General features: G+C 71.8%; 9 protein-coding genes. 6 read left to right on the top strand and 3 right to left on the bottom strand.

Annotation, left to right across the window (positions count from 1 at the left end):
- The 6 genes from KQY30_RS34690 (at nt 1) to KQY30_RS34665 (ending at nt 10,508) form a co-directional block, all read left to right on the top strand.
- Nucleotides 1–1,308, top strand: coding sequence for a hypothetical protein (locus tag KQY30_RS34690; RefSeq protein WP_217310454.1), 1,308 nt, complete (start codon nt 1–3; stop codon nt 1,306–1,308).
- Nucleotides 1,305–3,317 carry a caspase family protein gene (locus KQY30_RS34685; protein ID WP_217310453.1) on the top strand — a complete coding sequence of 671 codons (2,013 nt, stop codon included), beginning with the start codon at nt 1,305–1,307 and terminating at the stop codon, nt 3,315–3,317. The genes KQY30_RS34690 and KQY30_RS34685 overlap by 4 nt, the downstream gene beginning before the upstream one ends.
- Nucleotides 3,314–4,426, top strand: coding sequence for a MoxR family ATPase (locus KQY30_RS34680; RefSeq protein WP_254407471.1), 1,113 nt, complete (start codon nt 3,314–3,316; stop codon nt 4,424–4,426). The genes KQY30_RS34685 and KQY30_RS34680 overlap by 4 nt, the downstream gene beginning before the upstream one ends.
- A gap of 11 nt (nt 4,427–4,437) precedes the next feature.
- The gene (locus tag KQY30_RS34675; RefSeq protein ID WP_217310452.1) at nt 4,438–8,298 is read left to right on the top strand and encodes an SAV_2336 N-terminal domain-related protein; all 3,861 of its coding nucleotides are present in this window, start codon (nt 4,438–4,440) and stop codon (nt 8,296–8,298) included.
- A gap of 147 nt (nt 8,299–8,445) precedes the next feature.
- Nucleotides 8,446–9,441: a sporulation protein gene (locus tag KQY30_RS34670; RefSeq protein WP_217310451.1), complete on the top strand. Its 996-nt coding sequence runs from the start codon at nt 8,446–8,448 to the stop codon at nt 9,439–9,441.
- Between the two features lie 383 nt (nt 9,442–9,824).
- A complete protein-coding gene (locus tag KQY30_RS34665; protein ID WP_217310450.1) occupies nt 9,825–10,508 on the top strand; it encodes a hypothetical protein in 684 nt (227 codons plus the stop codon).
- 527 nt (nt 10,509–11,035) lie between these two features.
- Here the strand turns inward: KQY30_RS34665 and KQY30_RS34660 are convergent.
- The 3 genes from KQY30_RS34660 to KQY30_RS34650 form a co-directional block, all read right to left on the bottom strand.
- Nucleotides 11,036–11,716: a PAS domain-containing protein gene (locus tag KQY30_RS34660; protein ID WP_367997470.1), complete on the bottom strand. Its 681-nt coding sequence runs from the start codon at nt 11,714–11,716 to the stop codon at nt 11,036–11,038.
- 399 nt (nt 11,717–12,115) lie between these two features.
- The gene (locus tag KQY30_RS34655) at nt 12,116–14,944 is read right to left on the bottom strand and encodes a LuxR family transcriptional regulator (RefSeq protein WP_217310449.1); all 2,829 of its coding nucleotides are present in this window, start codon (nt 14,942–14,944) and stop codon (nt 12,116–12,118) included.
- Nucleotides 14,934–17,915, bottom strand: a complete 2,982-nt coding sequence (locus tag KQY30_RS34650; protein WP_217310448.1) for an AAA family ATPase — start codon at nt 17,913–17,915, stop codon at nt 14,934–14,936. The genes KQY30_RS34655 and KQY30_RS34650 overlap by 11 nt, the downstream gene beginning before the upstream one ends.
- Nucleotides 17,916–17,919: the final 4 nt, after the last annotated feature.

Raw genomic sequence — 17,919 nt, 5'->3', positions numbered from 1 at the left:
GTGCGTTTCATTTTCGTCCACGGGACCGGTGTGCGCCGCAAGCGCTACGACCAGTTGTCCGCGCTGATCACGACGGCACTCGCCAAACGCTTCCCGGACGCCTCCTTCGTCCCCTGCTACTGGGGCGGCACGCATGGCGCCACTCTCGGCGCCGGAGGCAGGTCCATCCCCGGAGTCGACGGAACACGCGCGGCCGACGGTGGTCCGGTGGCCGGGCCACCGGACCAGGAGGCGGCCGAGTGGCTGCTCCTGCTGACCGATCCGCTGTGCGAGCTGCGGGTGCTCGCCGAGCTTCCGGAGGACGAGGACGACGGTCTGGGGATGCCCGGTGTGCGGAGCGCCGGGGAGATGGTCGCCGGACTGCTGACGGCGCTCTCGGCCGAGCTCCCCTCCGCCGGACCGCCCGCTGCCGAACCACTCACGGCCGAACTCCCGCCCTCCGACGAGCTGTTCGTACTGCTGCGCGCCACCGGGCTCGACACACACTTCGGTCCCGCGCTTGCGGAAGTCGCCGGTTCCGCCGAGTTCGGCGAGGCGTGCGCCGCCGCGCTGGACATTCCGGCGAGCCGGGAGGTCGCGACGGCCGCGAGCCGCGCGGTGGTCGCCGCCGCGCTGGCCGCCGCGGGCGAGGACGCGCTGTGCACGGGCGATGAACGGGACCGGCTGGTCGATCTGATCGCCGGCCGGCTGGGCGGTACGGGCCGGGTGCCGGGCGGCCGGGCCGCGGCCGTACTGGGCGCCCTCGCCCTGCGGATGACCACCCAGCCCGTACTCGACCTGTGGCGCGGCCCGATCACCCGGAAGAACGTGCCCAAGCTCGGCGACATCCTGCGCTACCAGGCACGCGGCGGCCCCCTGCGGGACCATCTCGCCGAACTGATCACCGCGGGCACGGATCCAGCGGGTCCCGCCGGTCCCGCCGAACCGACCGTTGTGATCGGGCACAGTCTGGGCGGGATCGCCCTGGTCGACCTCTATGCCCTGGCGGCGATGGAGCAGTCCCCGCTGCCGAAGCCGGAGCTGCTGGTGACGGTCGGCTCGCAGGCTCCGTTCCTGCATGAACTCGGCGCGCTCACCGGCCTTCCGCCGACGGCGACCGCCCTGCCGCCCGGTTTCCCGCGCTGGCTCAACATCTACGACCGCAAGGACCTCCTGGCGTTCCGGGCGGAGCCGGTCTTCGCCGACGATCCACGGGTCGTCGATCACGAGGTGTCCAGTCGCCAGCCGTTCCCGGTCAGCCACAACGCGTACTGGAAGCTCGACGCGGTGTACGACCGGATCGCGGAGGAGATCGAGGCGTCGCGATGACCGTGGTGGACGCCTCCGAAGTCACCGCCGGGGCCGCCTTGGGAGCGTCGGCGGGTACGGGCGTCACGGCCCCGATCGATCCCGCCCGGGTCTTCGCCCTTGTCGTGGGCATCGAGTCGTACGAGGTGAGCCACCGCTGGAATCTGGCGGGTGCGGCCCGCGACGCGGAGCGGTTCGCCGACTGGCTCACCGGCCAGGCCGGGGTGCCCGCCGGCAATGTGCGGCTCCTCGTGTCGCCCCTCGAACGGACCGGCCCCGAGCAGGACTTGACGAACCGTCAGCTCCCTACCAAGGAGAACATCGAGCGGATCCTGTTCAAGGAACTGCCCGCCTGCGACGGCGATCTGCTCTGGCTCTACTGGGCCGGTCACGGCTATCTCGACCAGTCCCACCGGATGCTGCTCCCCTACGCGGACGCCACCAGGGATTTCACCTCCCATCTCAATCTGGAGGAGGCGCTGCGCTGGTGGAAGAGCAGCCGGCTGCCGCCCGGACGCTTCCACCGGCAGATAGCGATCGGGGACGCCTGCCGGGTCGACACCGGCCGCGCGGCCAAACTCGCCTTCGGTTCCTCGGCGTACGGCGTCGGCGGCACGGCCCCCGAAAGGCGCCAGTTCACGCTCTACGCCTCCCACCAGGGCGAGGTCGCACAGAATCTCACCGACAAGGGCGCGGGCCAGTTCACGGACACACTGCTGCGCCGGCTCGACGGCAGGACCCTGGACGAGACCGTGCACGGTCTGGTGGACATCGCCCGTTCCGTACAAGCCGACTTCCATGTGCTGCGCAGCCGTGGACTCGCCTGGCAGGAACCGCAGTTCGTCATCGAGCGCGACTGGAGCGGCTCGGCGGTCCTGGGCGATGCCTGGACGGATCCGGGCCCCGGCGGTGGCGGCCCCGGCGCGCCCCGTCTCGACCAGACCGCCTGGACGGAGCTGGGCACGCTGCTGCGCGACCGCGATGTCCCGCCCTTCGCCTGTGACGCCTATCTCTGGGCCTTCGAGGTGACCGGCTGCGCTCCCCCGGCCCGCCGCGGTCTGCCCCCGGGCGGGCTCACCGAGATCACCCGCGATCTCGACAACCGGCAGGGCAGGCAGCGCGACATGCCGCTGGCACTGCCCTTCGTACGGCATCTCGCGGACCGCTCCGACGATCCGGCCTGGGCGCGCGGCGCCGACACCTGGGTGGACTCCACCCGTGAACGGCTGGGCGCCGCGCCCGTACCCGCGCCCCCGGAACCCGCGCGCGAGGGCACCGCGCTCCATGTGCGGCTGACGGCGGAGGAGGCCGAGGCGGACGGGGTGCACTGGGTGCGGATGTGGCTGTACCGCAACTCCGTGTTCGAGACGGTGTGGGAGTCCGAGCGCCCGCTGTCCATGGCTGCTGTCCGGGACGAGCTGGGCGCACAGCTCCTGGCCCGCTCCGCCGACCGGCTCACCCGGATCGAGTTCCATGTGCCGTACGAACTGCTCGGGGAGGAGTTCGAGTGCTGGGGTCTGCCGATCGGCAGAGCCTGCAAGACGATCGAACTGGGCTCCCACTACGAGGTGGTGGTGCGCTGCCCCGACGAGCGGACCGGGATCGCGCACTCCCACTGGAGACGGAAGTGGGACTGGTTCAAGACACACGGCGGGGAGGACCTGAAGGCCGTGCACCAGGTGCGTGACGACGATGTCTCCCCGAACCTCGGTGTCGTGCTCCAGGCGGCCGAGCCACCGGTGTGCGTCCTCGCCGAGGTGTCGGAGCACCGGCTGATGGACGCACTGGACGCGGTGCTGGACGCCGGGGTGCCCATCGCGGTCTGGCGGCGCGGCGGCCGGACGGAGGACATCGAGCTGTCCACGGAGCTGGCGGTCGCGGCCGGTACCGGCATCGACGTACGCCGGCTGCCCGACGTCCTGCGGACCCTACGGATCCCCGGCCCGCAGCGGGCGCGTCCGTCCCCGCGTCCCCTCGCGCTGATGTGGGACGACCCCGAGCGCGTACCCGAAAGGCGGTCGTTGTCATGAGTGGTGAGGGCATGAACGGGAGTACGAGTGTGAGTGCGGCGGCGACCGGCCCGGACGCGGAACCCGCCGGTACGAAGGACTGGTGGATCTACCAGGGCCCCGGAGATCCCGAGCGCAAGTGCGAGCGCCTCGCCGAACAGCTCCCGCCCTGGCGGAAGTTCACGGGTGAGCAGGACCCGGAGTACGTACCGCCGGACAGCACGGACCCGGCGTGGCCGGAGACGGACCGGCGCGGTTCGGGGTACGTACCGGACACGGAGGAGAAGGACGCGGTCAACACCGCGCTGTATCTCCGCCGTCCGCTGCTCGTGACGGGCAAGCCCGGTGTCGGCAAGTCGACGCTCGCGTACAGCATCGCGGCCGATCTGGAGCTGGGCCCCGTACTGCACTGGCCGGTCACCAGCCGGAGCACTCTGCGCGACGGTCTGTACCAGTACGACGCGATCGGCCGGCTGCACGACGCCAACCTCGGCCATCTGCACGCTTCCAGGGCGACCGACGCCCCGGTCCCCGACCAGTCGATCGCCCCGTATCTGCGCCTCGGCCCGCTGGGCACCGCGCTGCTCCCGCAGGGGAAGCCCCGGGTGCTGCTGGTCGACGAGATCGACAAGAGCGACATCGATCTGCCCGGTGATCTGCTCACCGTCTTCGAGGAGGGCTCCTTCGAGATCCCCGAACTGGCGCGGGTCGCCGGTCAGGAGCCGAGGGTGCGGATCGGGACGCACGACGATCCGAACCCGCGGGTGTGGGTGAAGGAAGGGCAGGTCAAGTGCCTGGCGTTCCCGGTGGTCGTGCTCACCAGCAACGGCGAACGCGACTTTCCCCCGCCGTTCCTGCGGCGCTGCATCCGGCTGCACATGGCGCCGCCGGGCAGGGAGAAGCTGATCCGGATCGTACGGCAGCGGCTCGGCCTGGACCCGGCCGCCGACGACCGGTACGGCGATCTGGTCGAGGCGTTCCTCAAGCGCAGGATGGACGGTGACCTCGCCACGGACCAGTTGCTCAACGCCGTACAGCTCCGGCTGAGAGGGGCGTGGCCGGACCCGGAGGAGCGCGAACGGTTCCTGGGGACGGTCCTGCGGCAGCTCACCGGCACGCCGTCCGCGTAGGGCCGCGCGGGATGATGGAGCACCTGCTGCGCCTCCTGGAGGAGTCGGGCGCGGACGCCGGGCCGGAGGAGCTGGCCGACATCCTGTGGCTCGCCGAACGTGTCGGCGGTACGGGCCGTGGCCCGTCCGTGCCCGGCGACGACGGGCCCGCGGAGGGCGGGGTGCCCGTACCGCCGCCCGGCGGGGAGCCGGTGTTCCAGGACGCGGACGCCCCCGGGCCGGGCGACGAGCTGTACGGCCCGGCCTCGGCCGAGGGGGCCGCGCCGGGCGACGGGCCCGCGCGGCGCGGCGAACCCGTGCTGGTACGGCGGGCGACGGCGCTCGACGACCCGCTGGGGCTGATGCGGGCGCTGCGTCCGTTCGGCCGCCGGACGGCGGAGGGCGGCAGGACGGAGCTGGACGAGGAACTGAGCGTCCGGAGCAGTATCGAACAGCGCATGGTGCTACCGGTGCTCAAGCCCGTGCGGGGGCGGTGGCTGGAGCTGGCCGTGGTGGTGGACACACACCACTCGATGCTGCTCTGGCACGACCTGGTGACCGAGCTGTGCCGCACGATCACCCAGACCGGCATCTTCCGCGATGTACGGATCTGGTACCTGAGCGATACGGAGGCCGACGGCACACCCACGGTGACCAGCCCGACGGGCGGGGATCCGCGCCGCCCCCGGGAGATCTCCGATCCCTCGGGCCGCCGCCTGGTGCTGGTGCTGACGGACACGGTCGCGGACGGATGGAGCGGGCCCGGTGTCGAGGCGATGCTGCGCCAGTGGGCGGCACACGGGCCGACGGCGGTGCTGAATGTGCTGCCCCGGCGGCTCTGGAGCCGGGGCGCGGGCCATCCGTCCGGGCTGCTGGTACGAGCGGCGAGACCGGCGGCGCCCAACGCCACATGGCGGCTGAGCCGCAGCAGAGCGCGGACGCGCGGATCACTGACGGGCCGGATCGCGGTGCCGGTGGTGGAGGTGAGCCCGGCGGGGTTCGCGGCGCTGGCCGATCTGGTGGCGGGGGGCGGGCGGTGGAACAGGATGTCGTGCCTGCTGATCGACCGGGCGGCGCGGGAGGGCGTACCGGAGCCGGTGGCCGGGCCCGCTCCCGGGTTCGATGAGCCGGGCCCGGATCAGGCCGTGCGCCGCTTCCAGGCCGACGCGTCGCCGGTGGCACAGGAGTTGGCGGGCTATCTGTCCGCCGTACCGCTGACCCTGCCGATCATGACGCTCGTACGCCGGGTCATGCTCAGGGAGTCGGAGCACGGCCATCTCGCGGAGGTCGCCCTCGGGGGCCTCTTCGAACCCTGGCGGGGCGGTCACCGGGAGATCGACACGGACCGGTTCCGCTTCGAGTTCCGGCCGGGGGTACGGGAGGCGCTGCTCGGGTCCCAACTGCGGCACGAGATCACGACGGTTCAGGAAGTGGTACGGCGCGAGATCGCGGCGTACGTGGACCGGCCACCGACGGGCGGGGGCGAGTTCCCGGCGACGCGGGTGGTGGCGGAGAGCGGCTCGCCGGGTGCGGACGGAGGCTCGGGGTCCGGCGGCCAGCTCGTGGAAGAGGGCGAGATCCCGTTCGCGGTTCGGCCTGCCGCGGTGCGAGAGGACGAGGGCATCGGCCGCCCGCTGGAGGAGGTGACGGATCCGCTGGAGTTCGGGGTGCATCCGGCGATCGAGGTGGAGGGGGTCGAGGGGCTGCCGGTGCTGCCGGCGTTCGTGGAGCGGGAGCACGACCGGGAGTTGGCCGGGCTGATGGCTCGCGCGGCTGCGGGCGAGAGCCTGTTTCTCCTGCTGGTGGGCAATAGTGCGTCGGGCACCTCTCGTTCGGTCTGGGAGGCGGTACGGAGGCTGCCGCCGCGCTGGCGGCTGTGGCAACCCCGAAACCCGACCGAGGTGAGAGCAGGACTGGCTCGGGTGCGTCCGCGGACAGTGATGTGGCTGGACCACCACTGGCCGTACGACGGGCTGGCGGACGAGCTGCGGGCACTGGTACGGGATCGGACGCGAGGGCCCGTCGTGGTGCTCGGCGCCAACTGGCAGTGGGCCGCGAACAAACGACGCTCGGCAGTGCGCCAGATCGACATCCCCGACCGCTTCGCGGCCCACGAAATCGCGGTACTGCGGACGAAGGAGAAGGCAGATCCGCGCCTCGCGCTCGCGCTCGCGGAAGAACCGTCGGGCTTTGTCCCTCGGGCCCTGAGCGGGGTGACATGGCTGGTCCAGCGTTATCTGAACGCTCCGGCCGGAGCCCGCGCCGTGATCAAGGCGATCATGAGCGAACGGGGTTCGTCCCGGCCCGTCACCATTTCGGCGGACAGACTGCGCGAGCGGGCCACGCTGCTGTTCGACGTGTCGAAGGAGGAGCCGGCCGACTGGTTCGAGCGAGCACTCGTGTACACCACTGCGCCCGGACCCGGGACGCCGGGGCTCATACGCGTCGAGGGTACGCACGATCGACCGCATTACGTGATGCCTGCTCTCGCTTTCGACGCACTGCGCCCCTATCGCGACGGTTCACAACCCGACCCATGGCCGACCACCGAACCGCATCTGGTGAGGATCAGCACCGAAGAGAGCACCAGTACCGGAGTGGTGGTGGGCGGCCGGCGCATTCTCACCACCGCCCATCAACTGCTCGACCCTTCGGGCTCGATGCGGGAGTCGGTCATGGTCACCCCCTGGCCGACCGGCTTCCAGTCCCGGGCCGCCGTCGCCTGGTTCAACGAGGCGCGGGACCTCGCGCTGCTGCATGTGACGAGTCCCACCAGTCTGTCGAGGAGTGAGGAACCGCCCGTCCTCGCCGAGCAGCTCCCCGAACCAGGGGACCGTGTCCAGATCATCGGGTTTCCGTTGACGCTCTCCGCCGACCCGGACCAGAGCGATCCGAAGCAGTTCGTCGGACGGTTCTCGGGCATGTCGCCCCATGCTCCCTCCGACATGATGCTGGAGGTGCTGGGCTCGTCGTCGCCGCCCCGGTCCTCCCTGCCCATCAGAATGTCGGGATCGGTGGTCCTCGACGCCTCCGGAGCGATTGCGGGACTGGTGACCTCGCGCGGCGGACCCGGACAGCTCTGGGCCACTCCGGTCGTAGGGTTCGACCAGACCAACCCCGATGGCGCCGCCGACACCCGTCACCCGCTCCTCCCCGATCCGGCGCGCTCCCGGGCCGTGCTCATCGGCGTCGCCTCGTACGAGGACCCGGGGCTGAGCGATCTGCCGGAGGTGCGCGCCAACCTCGCCGGCCTCACGCATGTCCTGGCTCCCGGCGAGGGACAGGGGAGTTTCGACCCCCGCCATGTGACGCACGTACGGGATCCCCGCACCCCCGGCGATGTCCTGGAGGCCATCGAGCGCGCCGCCGCAGAGGCGGAGGATGTGCTGCTGGTCTACTACTCCGGCCACTCCACACGGGACAACGAGGGCCTTGGGCTCTGTGTCTCGTCCACCGATCCGATGCTATGGCGGTCGACAGCCATCTCCTTCGAACAGATCCACCGCGCCGCCCAGCAAAGCCGGGCCCGTCGGTGTGTCTTCATTCTCGACTGCTCCTACGCGGGACTGGCGCTCCAGGACATGGTTGCGGAGAGGCGGTCGGGCTCAAGCCTGCAGACGAACTGGTTCCTGACCGCGTCGGGAAGCACGGCCTCGGCGCTGGCCGCCCGCTCGGGGCAGTCGCACACAGCCTTCACCGAGACTCTCATCAACTCACTGAGCACGACCGCCGATGGCGTGGAAGTGCTTCGCGTGGACGAACTTTTCGAACAACTACGCGACACGGCAGAGCGTCGCCATAACCCGCCGCCCGAACTGCACACCAGCGGCGCGCAGAGGAGAGACCTCGCCCTGGCCGTCCCGGCACAGACCCCACCTTCCGGCGCCGGATAACCGCCACTTCCCGCCGGGCATGGCCGAGAATGGGGAACTGCCGCGCCCTGCACGGTAGTTCTGATGGCGGCCCACGCCCTCGGGCACTCCCCCACAGGGCACGACCAACGCACTCTGTACGCATCATATGAAGGAGTGAACGCCACGATGGTGTTCAAAAAGCTGCTCGGATCACTGGGGGTCGGCGGCCCCTCGGTCGACACCGTGCTGGACGCCGGGCCCGTCGTACCGGGCGGCATGCTCACCGGCCGGGTCAATCTGCTCGGCGGCCAGGCGGACGCCGATATCGAGCAGATCACCCTGGATCTGGTGGCGAGAGTCGAGGCGGAGGGGCACGACGAGGAGACCGAGGGCACGGTCGTCTTCGACCGTGTCACGATCGGGGGCGGTTTCCGGCTGACGGAGGGCGCGGAGTTCACCGTCCCGTTCGCGCTGACGGTCCCGTGGGAGACACCGCTGACCGAGCTGTACGGCCAGCCCCTCGGTGTGGTGCTGGGGGTACGGACCGAACTCGCCGTGGCGGGCGCGCGGGACAAGGGCGATCTCGATCCGCTGTCCGTCTCCCCGCTGCCGGTCCAGGAAGCCGTCCTGGAGGCGTTCGGGCAGCTCGGCTGGGGGTTCAGGGCCGCCGATCTGGAGCTCGGACACATCGGCGGCACCGGTCAGCGGCTCCCCTTCTACCAGGAATTGGAGCTGACCCCGCCGTCCGGGTACGCGCACGCGCTGAACGAGATCGAGGTGACGTTCCTGGCCACGCCGGAGGGGATGGAGGTCGTCATCGAGGCCGACAAGCGCGGCGGGCTCTTCTCCGACGGGCACGACGCGCTCAACCGGTTCACCGTCTCGCACCACAACGTCCCGCACATGGACTGGAACGCCGAAGTCGACCGCTGGATCAGGCAGCTCGTCGAGAGCCGTGGCGCGCACTCCGCACACCACTCCGGCCACGGATCGTACGGGCATCACGACACGCACCACGACTCCCACCACCGTTCGGGCCCCGGCACGGGCGCGGTGGTCGCCGGTGCCGCCGTGGGTGTGGCGGCCGGTGTGGTGGGCGGCATGGTCGCCGCCGAGATCGTCGACGAGATCGGTGATGCCGTCGAGGGCGAGGAGGAGGACGAGGGCTCGGAGGAGGAGTGACCTCCTGAGCACCTCGGTACGGTGGCGGCGGCCGGGGGGCAGGCGGCACCCGGCCGCCGGACGGTCCCACGAACTGCTGAACACGGCCCGGCTCAAGGCCGAACTGAGCGCGCCTGACGGCGACTTGGGACAGTGCGAAAACACTAGCGAAAACACCGGGTTCGGATCTTCGGTGTCATCGGACCAGGGTCCGGTGTCATGCCCTATCAGCAGCGTTTTCCGTCCGTGGTGCCGCTGAGCCACCGGGGATGTCCGCATTTCGCCTTGACCCGGCGACAACGACAGTGGGCCGCGTGTTGACCGACCCAACACGACACGCCCTAGGCTGCTGTACAGCGGTCACCGACGGGTCAAGTGGTGACCCGGAACGAAAGGGCGACACCATGACATCCGTATCCGGCGCGCCGGGCAGCATCGAGGCGACCACAGCTCTCCTCCTGAGCGAACTCCCCAAGCTGGAAGCACAACAGCAGACACTTCAGACGGAACTCGCGACCGTCACCGAACGCCTGGACTCGGTGCGTGCCGCGCTGAGCGCCTTGCAGGCGTTGTCACTCGCTCCGCAGGTGGCGGAAGGTGCCGTGTCCGAGGCGGCCGAGGCCGTGGCACCGGCGGAGAGCGACACCCCGGACACGGAGTCCGCGGAGCCGTCGGCCGAGGCGCCCGCCGGGGAGGCGGACTCGGAAGCCGGTACGGACACGGCCGGCGCGGACGCCGAGGAAGCGCCCGTGCGGCCCAGAATTCCACGGGCCCGCGCGGGGCGGAAGGCGGCGGAGGACGCCGCGCCCGAGGACGCGCCGAAGGAGCGGAAGCGGCGCACGGCGAAGAAGGCGGTCGCGGACGCCGGTGAGGCGGACCAGCCCGCCGGGGGTCTGACCGAGCAGATCCTCACGGTGCTGGCCGACGCGGGCAGCACCCCGGTACGGGCCCGCGATGTGGCGCAGGTGCTGGGCCGGGACGACAGTCCGGGCAGTATCAACGCCGTACGGAGCACCCTCGACCGCCTTGTCGGCTCGTCGCGGGCCCATCGCGCCGGCCGCGGTCTCTACCAGGCCGTCCAGGACTGACCGTGGAGCCGTCCGGGGCCGCCCGGCCCCGGAGGCGGCGGTTACCGTCCGTCCGGATTCTGCTGTCACCGGCCGGAATACCGGGCAATGTACGGGAAAGGCCGGTCGTGCGCCGTGTCAAGGAAACATATCCGCGTGCGTCGCACACCGGATCATGGTTCCCGGCCCGCGGAACCGGCCCGTCGGCGCCCTATCAGAAATCGCCGGTCGAATCGGGCATTAAAACCACACGGCCAGGTGAGTAAAACCACACGGCGGTCAATTTGTTCGAATTCATAACCGGAAACCCGGCGTTCGGAGCACAATTGCGGTGGGCTCCATGATCACGCGAACAGGCAACGAGTGGTCAAAAACGGGCAGGCGTACGGACAGGTCTGCGCCAATAAGCCCGCGGTCCCGCCCGCCGGGTCCCGCCGAAAACGCGGAAGCCCGCACAGAGCAGCGGCGCCCCGGTGGGGGTCCACAGTTCTGTGCGGGCGGAGCCTTTCGCGCCGGGCCAGTCCCTACGTGCCGGCGGACCGGCCGTATCACTTGATGAAGTCCTCGACAACCTTGGGCGGCCAGGTGCCCACGTTGAGAACGCCCATCGAGTACGCGCGGGAGACCAGGGCGGCCCGGTTCGGAACCCGAAGCTTCCGGAGCAGACCGGTGACGTGGTATTCGACACCCTGCCGGCTGAGATAGAGCCGTGAGGCCAGCGGAATGGTCGACAGACCCGCCGCTATGCCTTCGAGGATCCGGGCGTCGATCTCGGTGAGGATCTTCTTCTGGCTGGTCAGCACACCCGCGTCGGCCGAATCCTGCGAGGAGCGCATCAGCACCAGGATCGCTGCCACGTCGGGGCTCTCCCCGCTCACGGCCGCGGCCGTGAGGGTGCCTGCGAACGCGGAGTCCTCCGGACCCAGGGCCACCACATGTGAGGCGAACCGCTGCCGTTTGCCTTCGACCAGCCGGGAGAACTGTCTCATCAGCGGCTGCTGCACACTGGGGTGGACCAGCTCACGGAAGCTGCGTCCGCACAGGTCGGACGAGGAGTCGCCGAACCGGCGGAAAAACTCCTGGTTCGCCTGCTGGATGGTCAGAGCCGGGTCGAGCGAGGCCATACAGAGCCCCGGCTGGTCGAACTGCTGGGCACCTCCGTGCCCGTCCTGGTCGGGTAGTTCGCTGGAGTGGAGCTGCGCCGAGTCTGCAAGTGCAGCAATCGCCACGAGACCGCCATCCTTTCGGGTCCCCCGGTTCTCTGGAAATTGACAGTGACGCTATGCGTCGAATAAAGCGACATCCGGCCCTACGCGTACTGATTGACCGGTTATCGATTTACCGAATTGAGACTAGATAACTTCGCGCTCGCCCGTCAACAAGCTCCCCTGCTCATCGGGCTAAAGCTGTGGTCGAACGCCGGGGAGGTTCGGTCCGCAATGACGGCGACGCGGGACGGGAAAATCCCGGCATGCCGGGCGGGGCAGACAGGGCGTGGATCCCTCAATTGAGCCTCCTTTGAGGTTCTCCTGAGGTTTGTCCGGCGCGGGCGGGCCGAACCAGCGGGCGCAGTCGTCGCAGAGGTCACACCGTCCGTAGCACGCCGTTAACACAAATGTGTTCGCACGCTACGCCGGGAGCGCGTCCGCCAGCTCATGCCGTCCCGAGATGCCAAGTTTCCGATAGGAATTCGTAAGATGTTTCTCGACTGCCCGTGAACTCACACCCAGTTCACCCGCAATTTCCTGATTGGTGAGGCCTCGGCCGACGAGGGAGACGACCCGCCGCTCACTGCGGGTGAGCACGGCGGTCCTGGGCGGCGGAGGGGGCGTGCCGAGGCCGTGCTCGGCCTGCTCCACCAGCCAGGGGGCGCCGGAGGCCGCGGCGAGGGCGCCCGCCTCGCGCAGCGCGGACTCCGCCTCCGGGCCGCTGCCGAGCCTGCGGCCCAACAGCACCAGGGTTCTTGCGAGTTCGAGGCTGTGCGTGGAGCCGCGCAGTACGCCGACGGCCTCGCGCAGCAGCGGGACACCCTCGCTGCCGTGGAGCCAGCCCTTGAGCCGCAGGGCGCGGCCTAATCCGGTCGGCGCTCCCCAGGCCGCGGCCCAGGTGTGCTCCTCCTCGGCCAGTCGCAGCGCGGAGGCCGAGTCGCCGAGCCGGTGGTGGAGGCCGATCGCCTGGGGGCGCCACGGGAAGAGCGCCGAGTTCCGCCACCCCGAGGCTTCCAGTCGCCGGCCGCAGGCCAGCACGCTCTCCAGGGCCTTGGCCCGGTGGCCGCGCTGGGCGTCCACGGACGCCTGGAGGATCTGGAGCGCCGCGGTCAGGGCGAGGCCCGCGGGCCTGCGGTCGTGGGCCCGGTCCAGGATCCGTTCGCTGAACGCCGGGTCGCGCAGTTCGAGGGCGACCGCGCTGAGGACGAGGATGGCGGGCTCACGCCATTGGGCGCCGTCCAGCCCCAGGGCGCGCTCGGCGTATTCGCGCGCCTGGGCGGGCCTGCCCTGTATGGCCACGGCCATCGCCCGTTCGGCGAAGAGGAGTACACCGTCGGCGCCGGTGGTGTTCTGGCGGCGGGTCTGCTGTTCGCTGGACAGCCAGGAGGTGACGCCCCGAATCGATTCAGCGGCGAAGAGGGTGATCACGACCAGTGGCACTCCGGTGTACGCGCCGGCGGAGGTGGCGGGTTCGCGCTCCAGGACGCGGTTGGCCGTACGGGCCGCCCAGTCGGCGGTGAGGCGGCCGGTGAGGGTGCCCGCGCAGAGCAGCGTGCCGACGAGTTCGCGTTCGGCGGCCGAGCCGAGGGGCGGCTCGTCGCCCAGTTCCCTCAGGCGTTCGGCGGCGGAGGCCAGTTCGCCGGGGTTCTCGTGGCCGTGGTGGCGCAGCCGGGCCTCCAGCAGCAGGGCCAGCTCGCGGGTCGGTTCGTCCAGGGCGGCGGGCGCGCCGAGTTCGGCGGCGGCAGCGCGCAGCAGCGCGTCGGTCGCGGGGGGCACGGCGCCCAGCAGGGTCGGCGGGATCCGCAGTGCGGCGGCGGCCCGGTCCCTGGGGGTGGTCAGCAGCGGCGCCGCCTGGACGATGTGGCGTTCGCACGCTCCGGGGTCGAACCCCCGCTCCACGGTGGCCAGATCGATCAGCAGCCGGGCCCGGCCCGCGTCCTGGGTGCGGTGGGCGAGCAGCGCGCGGCGCAGATAGCGGGCCGCGGTCTCGGGCGCGCCCCGGCGCAGCGCGGTGTCGGCCGCGGACCGCAGCATCGGCACCGTCCAGGGGCGTCCCGGGCCGGTGGCGGCCAGCAGATGGGCTGCGACCTGTTCGGCCGGACGGCCGCTGCGGTAGAGGAGATCGGCCGCGGCGGCGTGCGTGCGCTCACGCTCGGCCGGGGTCATGGAGGATTCGACGGCGTCCCGTACGACGCGGTGGGTGAAGCGCGGCCCGCGGGCGCCGGTGAGCAGTCCGGTCTCGTGGAGCGCGCGGCGCGCGGCGCCGAAGCCGGTCTCGTCGAGTCCGGCGAGCTGGGCGACGAGCGCGGGATCGGCGTGGTCGCCGAAGGCCGCGATCGCCGCCGCGAGCTTCCGTACGGCCGGTGCCTGGGTACGCAGATGGCTGGCCAGCCGCTCCCGCAGCTCCGCGGGCCGCAGGGCGCGCACCTGGCCGGAGTGGTCCGCGGTCGGCGTGAGCCCCCGGGCCACCGTGCCGCGTAACACCGACATCAGGAACAGCGGGTTGCCACCGGAGGCTTCGTGGCAGGCGCGCGCGTACTCCTCGTGGGCCGGGCGGCCGTGGCGTGCGCGGACGAGGGTTCTGGTGGCGTCGAGGGACAGCGGTTCGGGGCGCAGTACGCGGGTGGCGGCGAGGGCGATCTCGCGGACCAGGGGGTGGCGGGTCCTCGGCTCTCCGTCGCGGAGCGCGCAGACGAGGACGGCGCGCAGGCCGTGCAGCCGTTTGACGAGGTGGGCGAGCCAGCGCAGCGAGGGCGTGTCGACCCATTGCAGATCGTCGACGAGGATGAGCAGCCGGGCGTTCTCGCCGAGCCCGGCCGTCAGTGACCGGGGGCCGTGCAGGATCGCCTCGGACGCGGCGGGCCCGCCGTCACCACGCGCGGCGCCGTCGGTATCTCCCTCACCGGTGCCCGTGCCGGGATCGTCGACGGAGCCGTCGGCGGTGAACATCCCGCTGAGGCAGGCGGCTTCCCGCGCCCAGTACGTACCGTCCCCGTCCGGGGCACCCGCCGCCGCGCTGTCGAAGAGCTGCCGTACCACCCCGAACGCGAAGTCCTCCTCCATCGGCGCCGCGTGGGCGCGCAGGACCCGTACGTCCTCGCCCTCGCACAGGGCGGGCAGCCGCCGCAGCAGCGCGGACCGTCCGATACCGAGCGGTCCCGACAGCAGTATCGACGCCGACGTGCCGTCGCGGGCGGCTCTCAGGGCGGCGCTCACGCGCGCGAGTTCGGTCTCCCGCTCAAGAAGCATCCGCCGGCCGTCCTTCCATGGTCGTCACCAACTCGCACAGTTCCTCACGGCCGGTGATACGCAGCTTGCGGTACGTGTTGCTCAGCCGCAGCTCCACCGTGCGCCTACTCACCGACAGCAGTTCGGCGATCTCGCGGTTGCCGTGCCCGCGCCCGGCGAGGGTCGCCGTGCGCTGCTCGGCGGTCGTGAGTGTCGTCCAGCCCCGGGGCGGTGCGGGCTGCGACGGCCGTACCGGCTTCTCCAGCCGCTCGACGAACCGGCTCAGGGACATGGCGAGCCGGCTCGACGGGTGGGCTGCTGTGAAGGCCGACAGTTCGGCGGCGGTACGGGCGGCTGCCTGCCGGTCGCCTTCGTCCAGTTCGGCGCCGGCGAGCCGGGCGAGCGCCCAGAGATGGGCCAGCCGGGCCGGTGAGTCCCGCAGCAGGAGGACCGCCGAGCGGGCTCCGGCCATCGGGCCGGCGCCCGTGTCCGTCAGCGGCCCGGCCCACAGCTCGGCCAGGCCGAGCGCGCTCGCCGTACCCCATCGGCGGGCCGCCGCCAGTTCCGAGAAGCTCAGCCTGGTCGCCTCCTCGTGATCACCGAGGAACTGGCAGGCCTCGGCGGCCGACGCGCGCCAGGGCAGCAGCGCGGGGTTGTGCCACCCCCGGCGCAGCAGCAGCCGACCGCTCTCCCTGGAGAGTTCCAGGACTTCGGTCCAGCGCTCGTCCGCAGCGGCCAGCCGCGCCCTGGCGAGCAGCAGCCCGGACCACGCCACACCGTCCTCGGCCCCGGCGGGCAGGGGCAGTTCGGCCAGCGACCTCGCCCGTTGACGGTGCCCGGACTCCAGGGCGATGACGATCCGCAGGGACACCAGCTCGGGTGCGACCAGCGGGTGAAGGCTCGATGTCGGCAGCGCGCGTTCAGCGGCCTCGGCGTCCCGGGCGGCCGCGTCGAGCCGGCCGGCGTTCAGATGCAGTCCTGCCCGTACGGTGAGCACCCGCGCGGTCGCGGCCCGGAGGTGATCGCGCCGGGCGGCGGTGAGCAGGGCGTCCAGTTCGATACCCGCCTCCGCCCACTCGTCGGTGAGGATCAGCGCCTTGCAGGCGGCCAGCCGGGGCAGGACCTGGGCGGCCCCGGGTCCGCTGCGGGCGACGGCCGCGCGGGCCAACTCCCGTACCGTTTCCGGGTCTTCGCCCCTCGCGGCGAGCCACCAGGCCCGCACCGCCGCCTGCGCGGGCTGTACGGGACGGTCTCGCAGCGGGGGCACCTCGGGCACCATCGGCTCGGACTCGTCCCTGGCTTCGTCGGCCAGCCAGAACAGCGCGATCAGGTCCTCGCGTTCGTCGTCGCCGACACCGTGCAGGGCCGCCGCCGCCTCTCGGCGCACTCCGTCGCTGTTGCCGCGGGCGAGGGCCAGGTCGGCGGCGCGGGCGGTCAGTCCGGCGGGGAGTCCGCCTGCTCTGACGAGTTCGCCGAGTCTGCGGTCCGCGGCCTCGGGCCGGGAGACGGCTTCGACGGCGGCGAGTTCCAGGGTCAGCCGGGCGCGCTCGTCCGCCTCCAGCGGTTCGCGCAGTGCCCGGGTCAGACAGGCTGCGGCGTGCTCGGGGTGGTCCGCGCGCAGCGCGGCGGCGAAGCCCCGGCGCAGTGCGGGGACGACCCAGGGGAGTCCCAGCGGCGGGGCCATGAGCAGGAGGCGGGTGAGGTCGTCGTCCTCGACGGACGCCCGGTGGGCCAGTTCGGCGGCGCGGGAGCGCAGAGAGGCACGTTCGCCGGGAGGCAGGTCCTCCAGCAGCCGGGCCTTCACCATCGGGCAGAGCAGGACCTTCATGCCCACGGAGCTGACAAGGCCGGTGGACTCCAGCGTCGCGCGCAGGTCGCGGCCGGAGTCGGGCTCCAGCCCGGCCAGGGTGGGGACGAGCGAGAAGGGCAGCAGATCGCCGCAGACGGCGAGGACGCCCAGGAACGTGGTCAGTTCGGCGGGCAGTCCGCTCAGGGTACGGGCGATGAGGTCGCCCGCGACCGCGCCGGTGATGCTCCTCAGCTCGGCCAGCCGTGTCGCGACCGGTTCGTGGCCGTGGCTGCTGAACCGCCGCAGCACTTCGTACAGCACAACCGGATTGCCCGCGGTGCCGATGCGGGCGGCGCGGGTGAAGCGCGGATCGCCGGAGGTGCCGCAGACCAGCTTGACCGCCGCGGCGACACCGCCCTCGCTGAGGCCGTGGACGACGAGGTTCTTGGCGGGCACACGGGCCGGGGGGAGGTTGTGCAGCCAGTCGTGGCCCCGGACGGCGAGGCCGCTGCCGCTCGCCATCAGTGCGAGAGGGGTGTCCGGGGTGAGCCGCCGGACAAGTGTCTCAAGCCAGTTGAGGGACGCGCGGTCGAGCCACTGTGTGTCCTCGACGACCACCAGTGTCGGTACGGTGCGCGCGGCGCGCAGGAGGCCGTCGAGCCCTGGGGCCGGCCGTGGGCCTGCCGAAGGGTGCCCGCCCGGCGGTGTCTCCGGGCCCTGTGGAGTCGGTCCGCCGGGCGGGGACTCCGCGCCCGGCGGAGCACAGCCGTTCTCCGGAGTCCGTCCGCCCGGTGGGGCGTCCGCGTCGGGGGGAGCCGCTTCGTCCCCCGGAGCCGGCCCGTCCAGCGCCGCGAGGCCGCCCGCGGGCGCCGATCCGTACAGCGCCGTCATGAGCTGGAGGATCGCTCCGTACGGCAACTCCCGCTCCGCCGGGGTGGCTTGTGCGCGCAGCACCCGCAGCCCGGTCTCGTGGGCGAGCCGGGCGGCCCAGCCCAGCAGGGCGTTCTGCCCATGGCCCGGTTTGCCCCCGAGGGTCACGACCGCCCCGCGCCCGCCGCACAGCTCGGCGAGCATCGACTGGAGCGTCTTCTGCTCGGACGCCCTTTCGAGCAGGGGGAGTTCTTCGCTGTGGTCGCCCGGAGCGCGCGTCCACTCGGTGGACCGCGTGCTCAGACATTCGTCGTTCCGGCCAGTCCCGCGCACCGCC

Source organism: Streptomyces sp. GMY02, from assembly GCF_019056675.1.
GTDB classification, from domain to species: Bacteria; Actinomycetota; Actinomycetes; order Streptomycetales; family Streptomycetaceae; genus Streptomyces; species Streptomyces odonnellii.
This window is presented reverse-complemented; position numbering and strand designations above follow the sequence as displayed.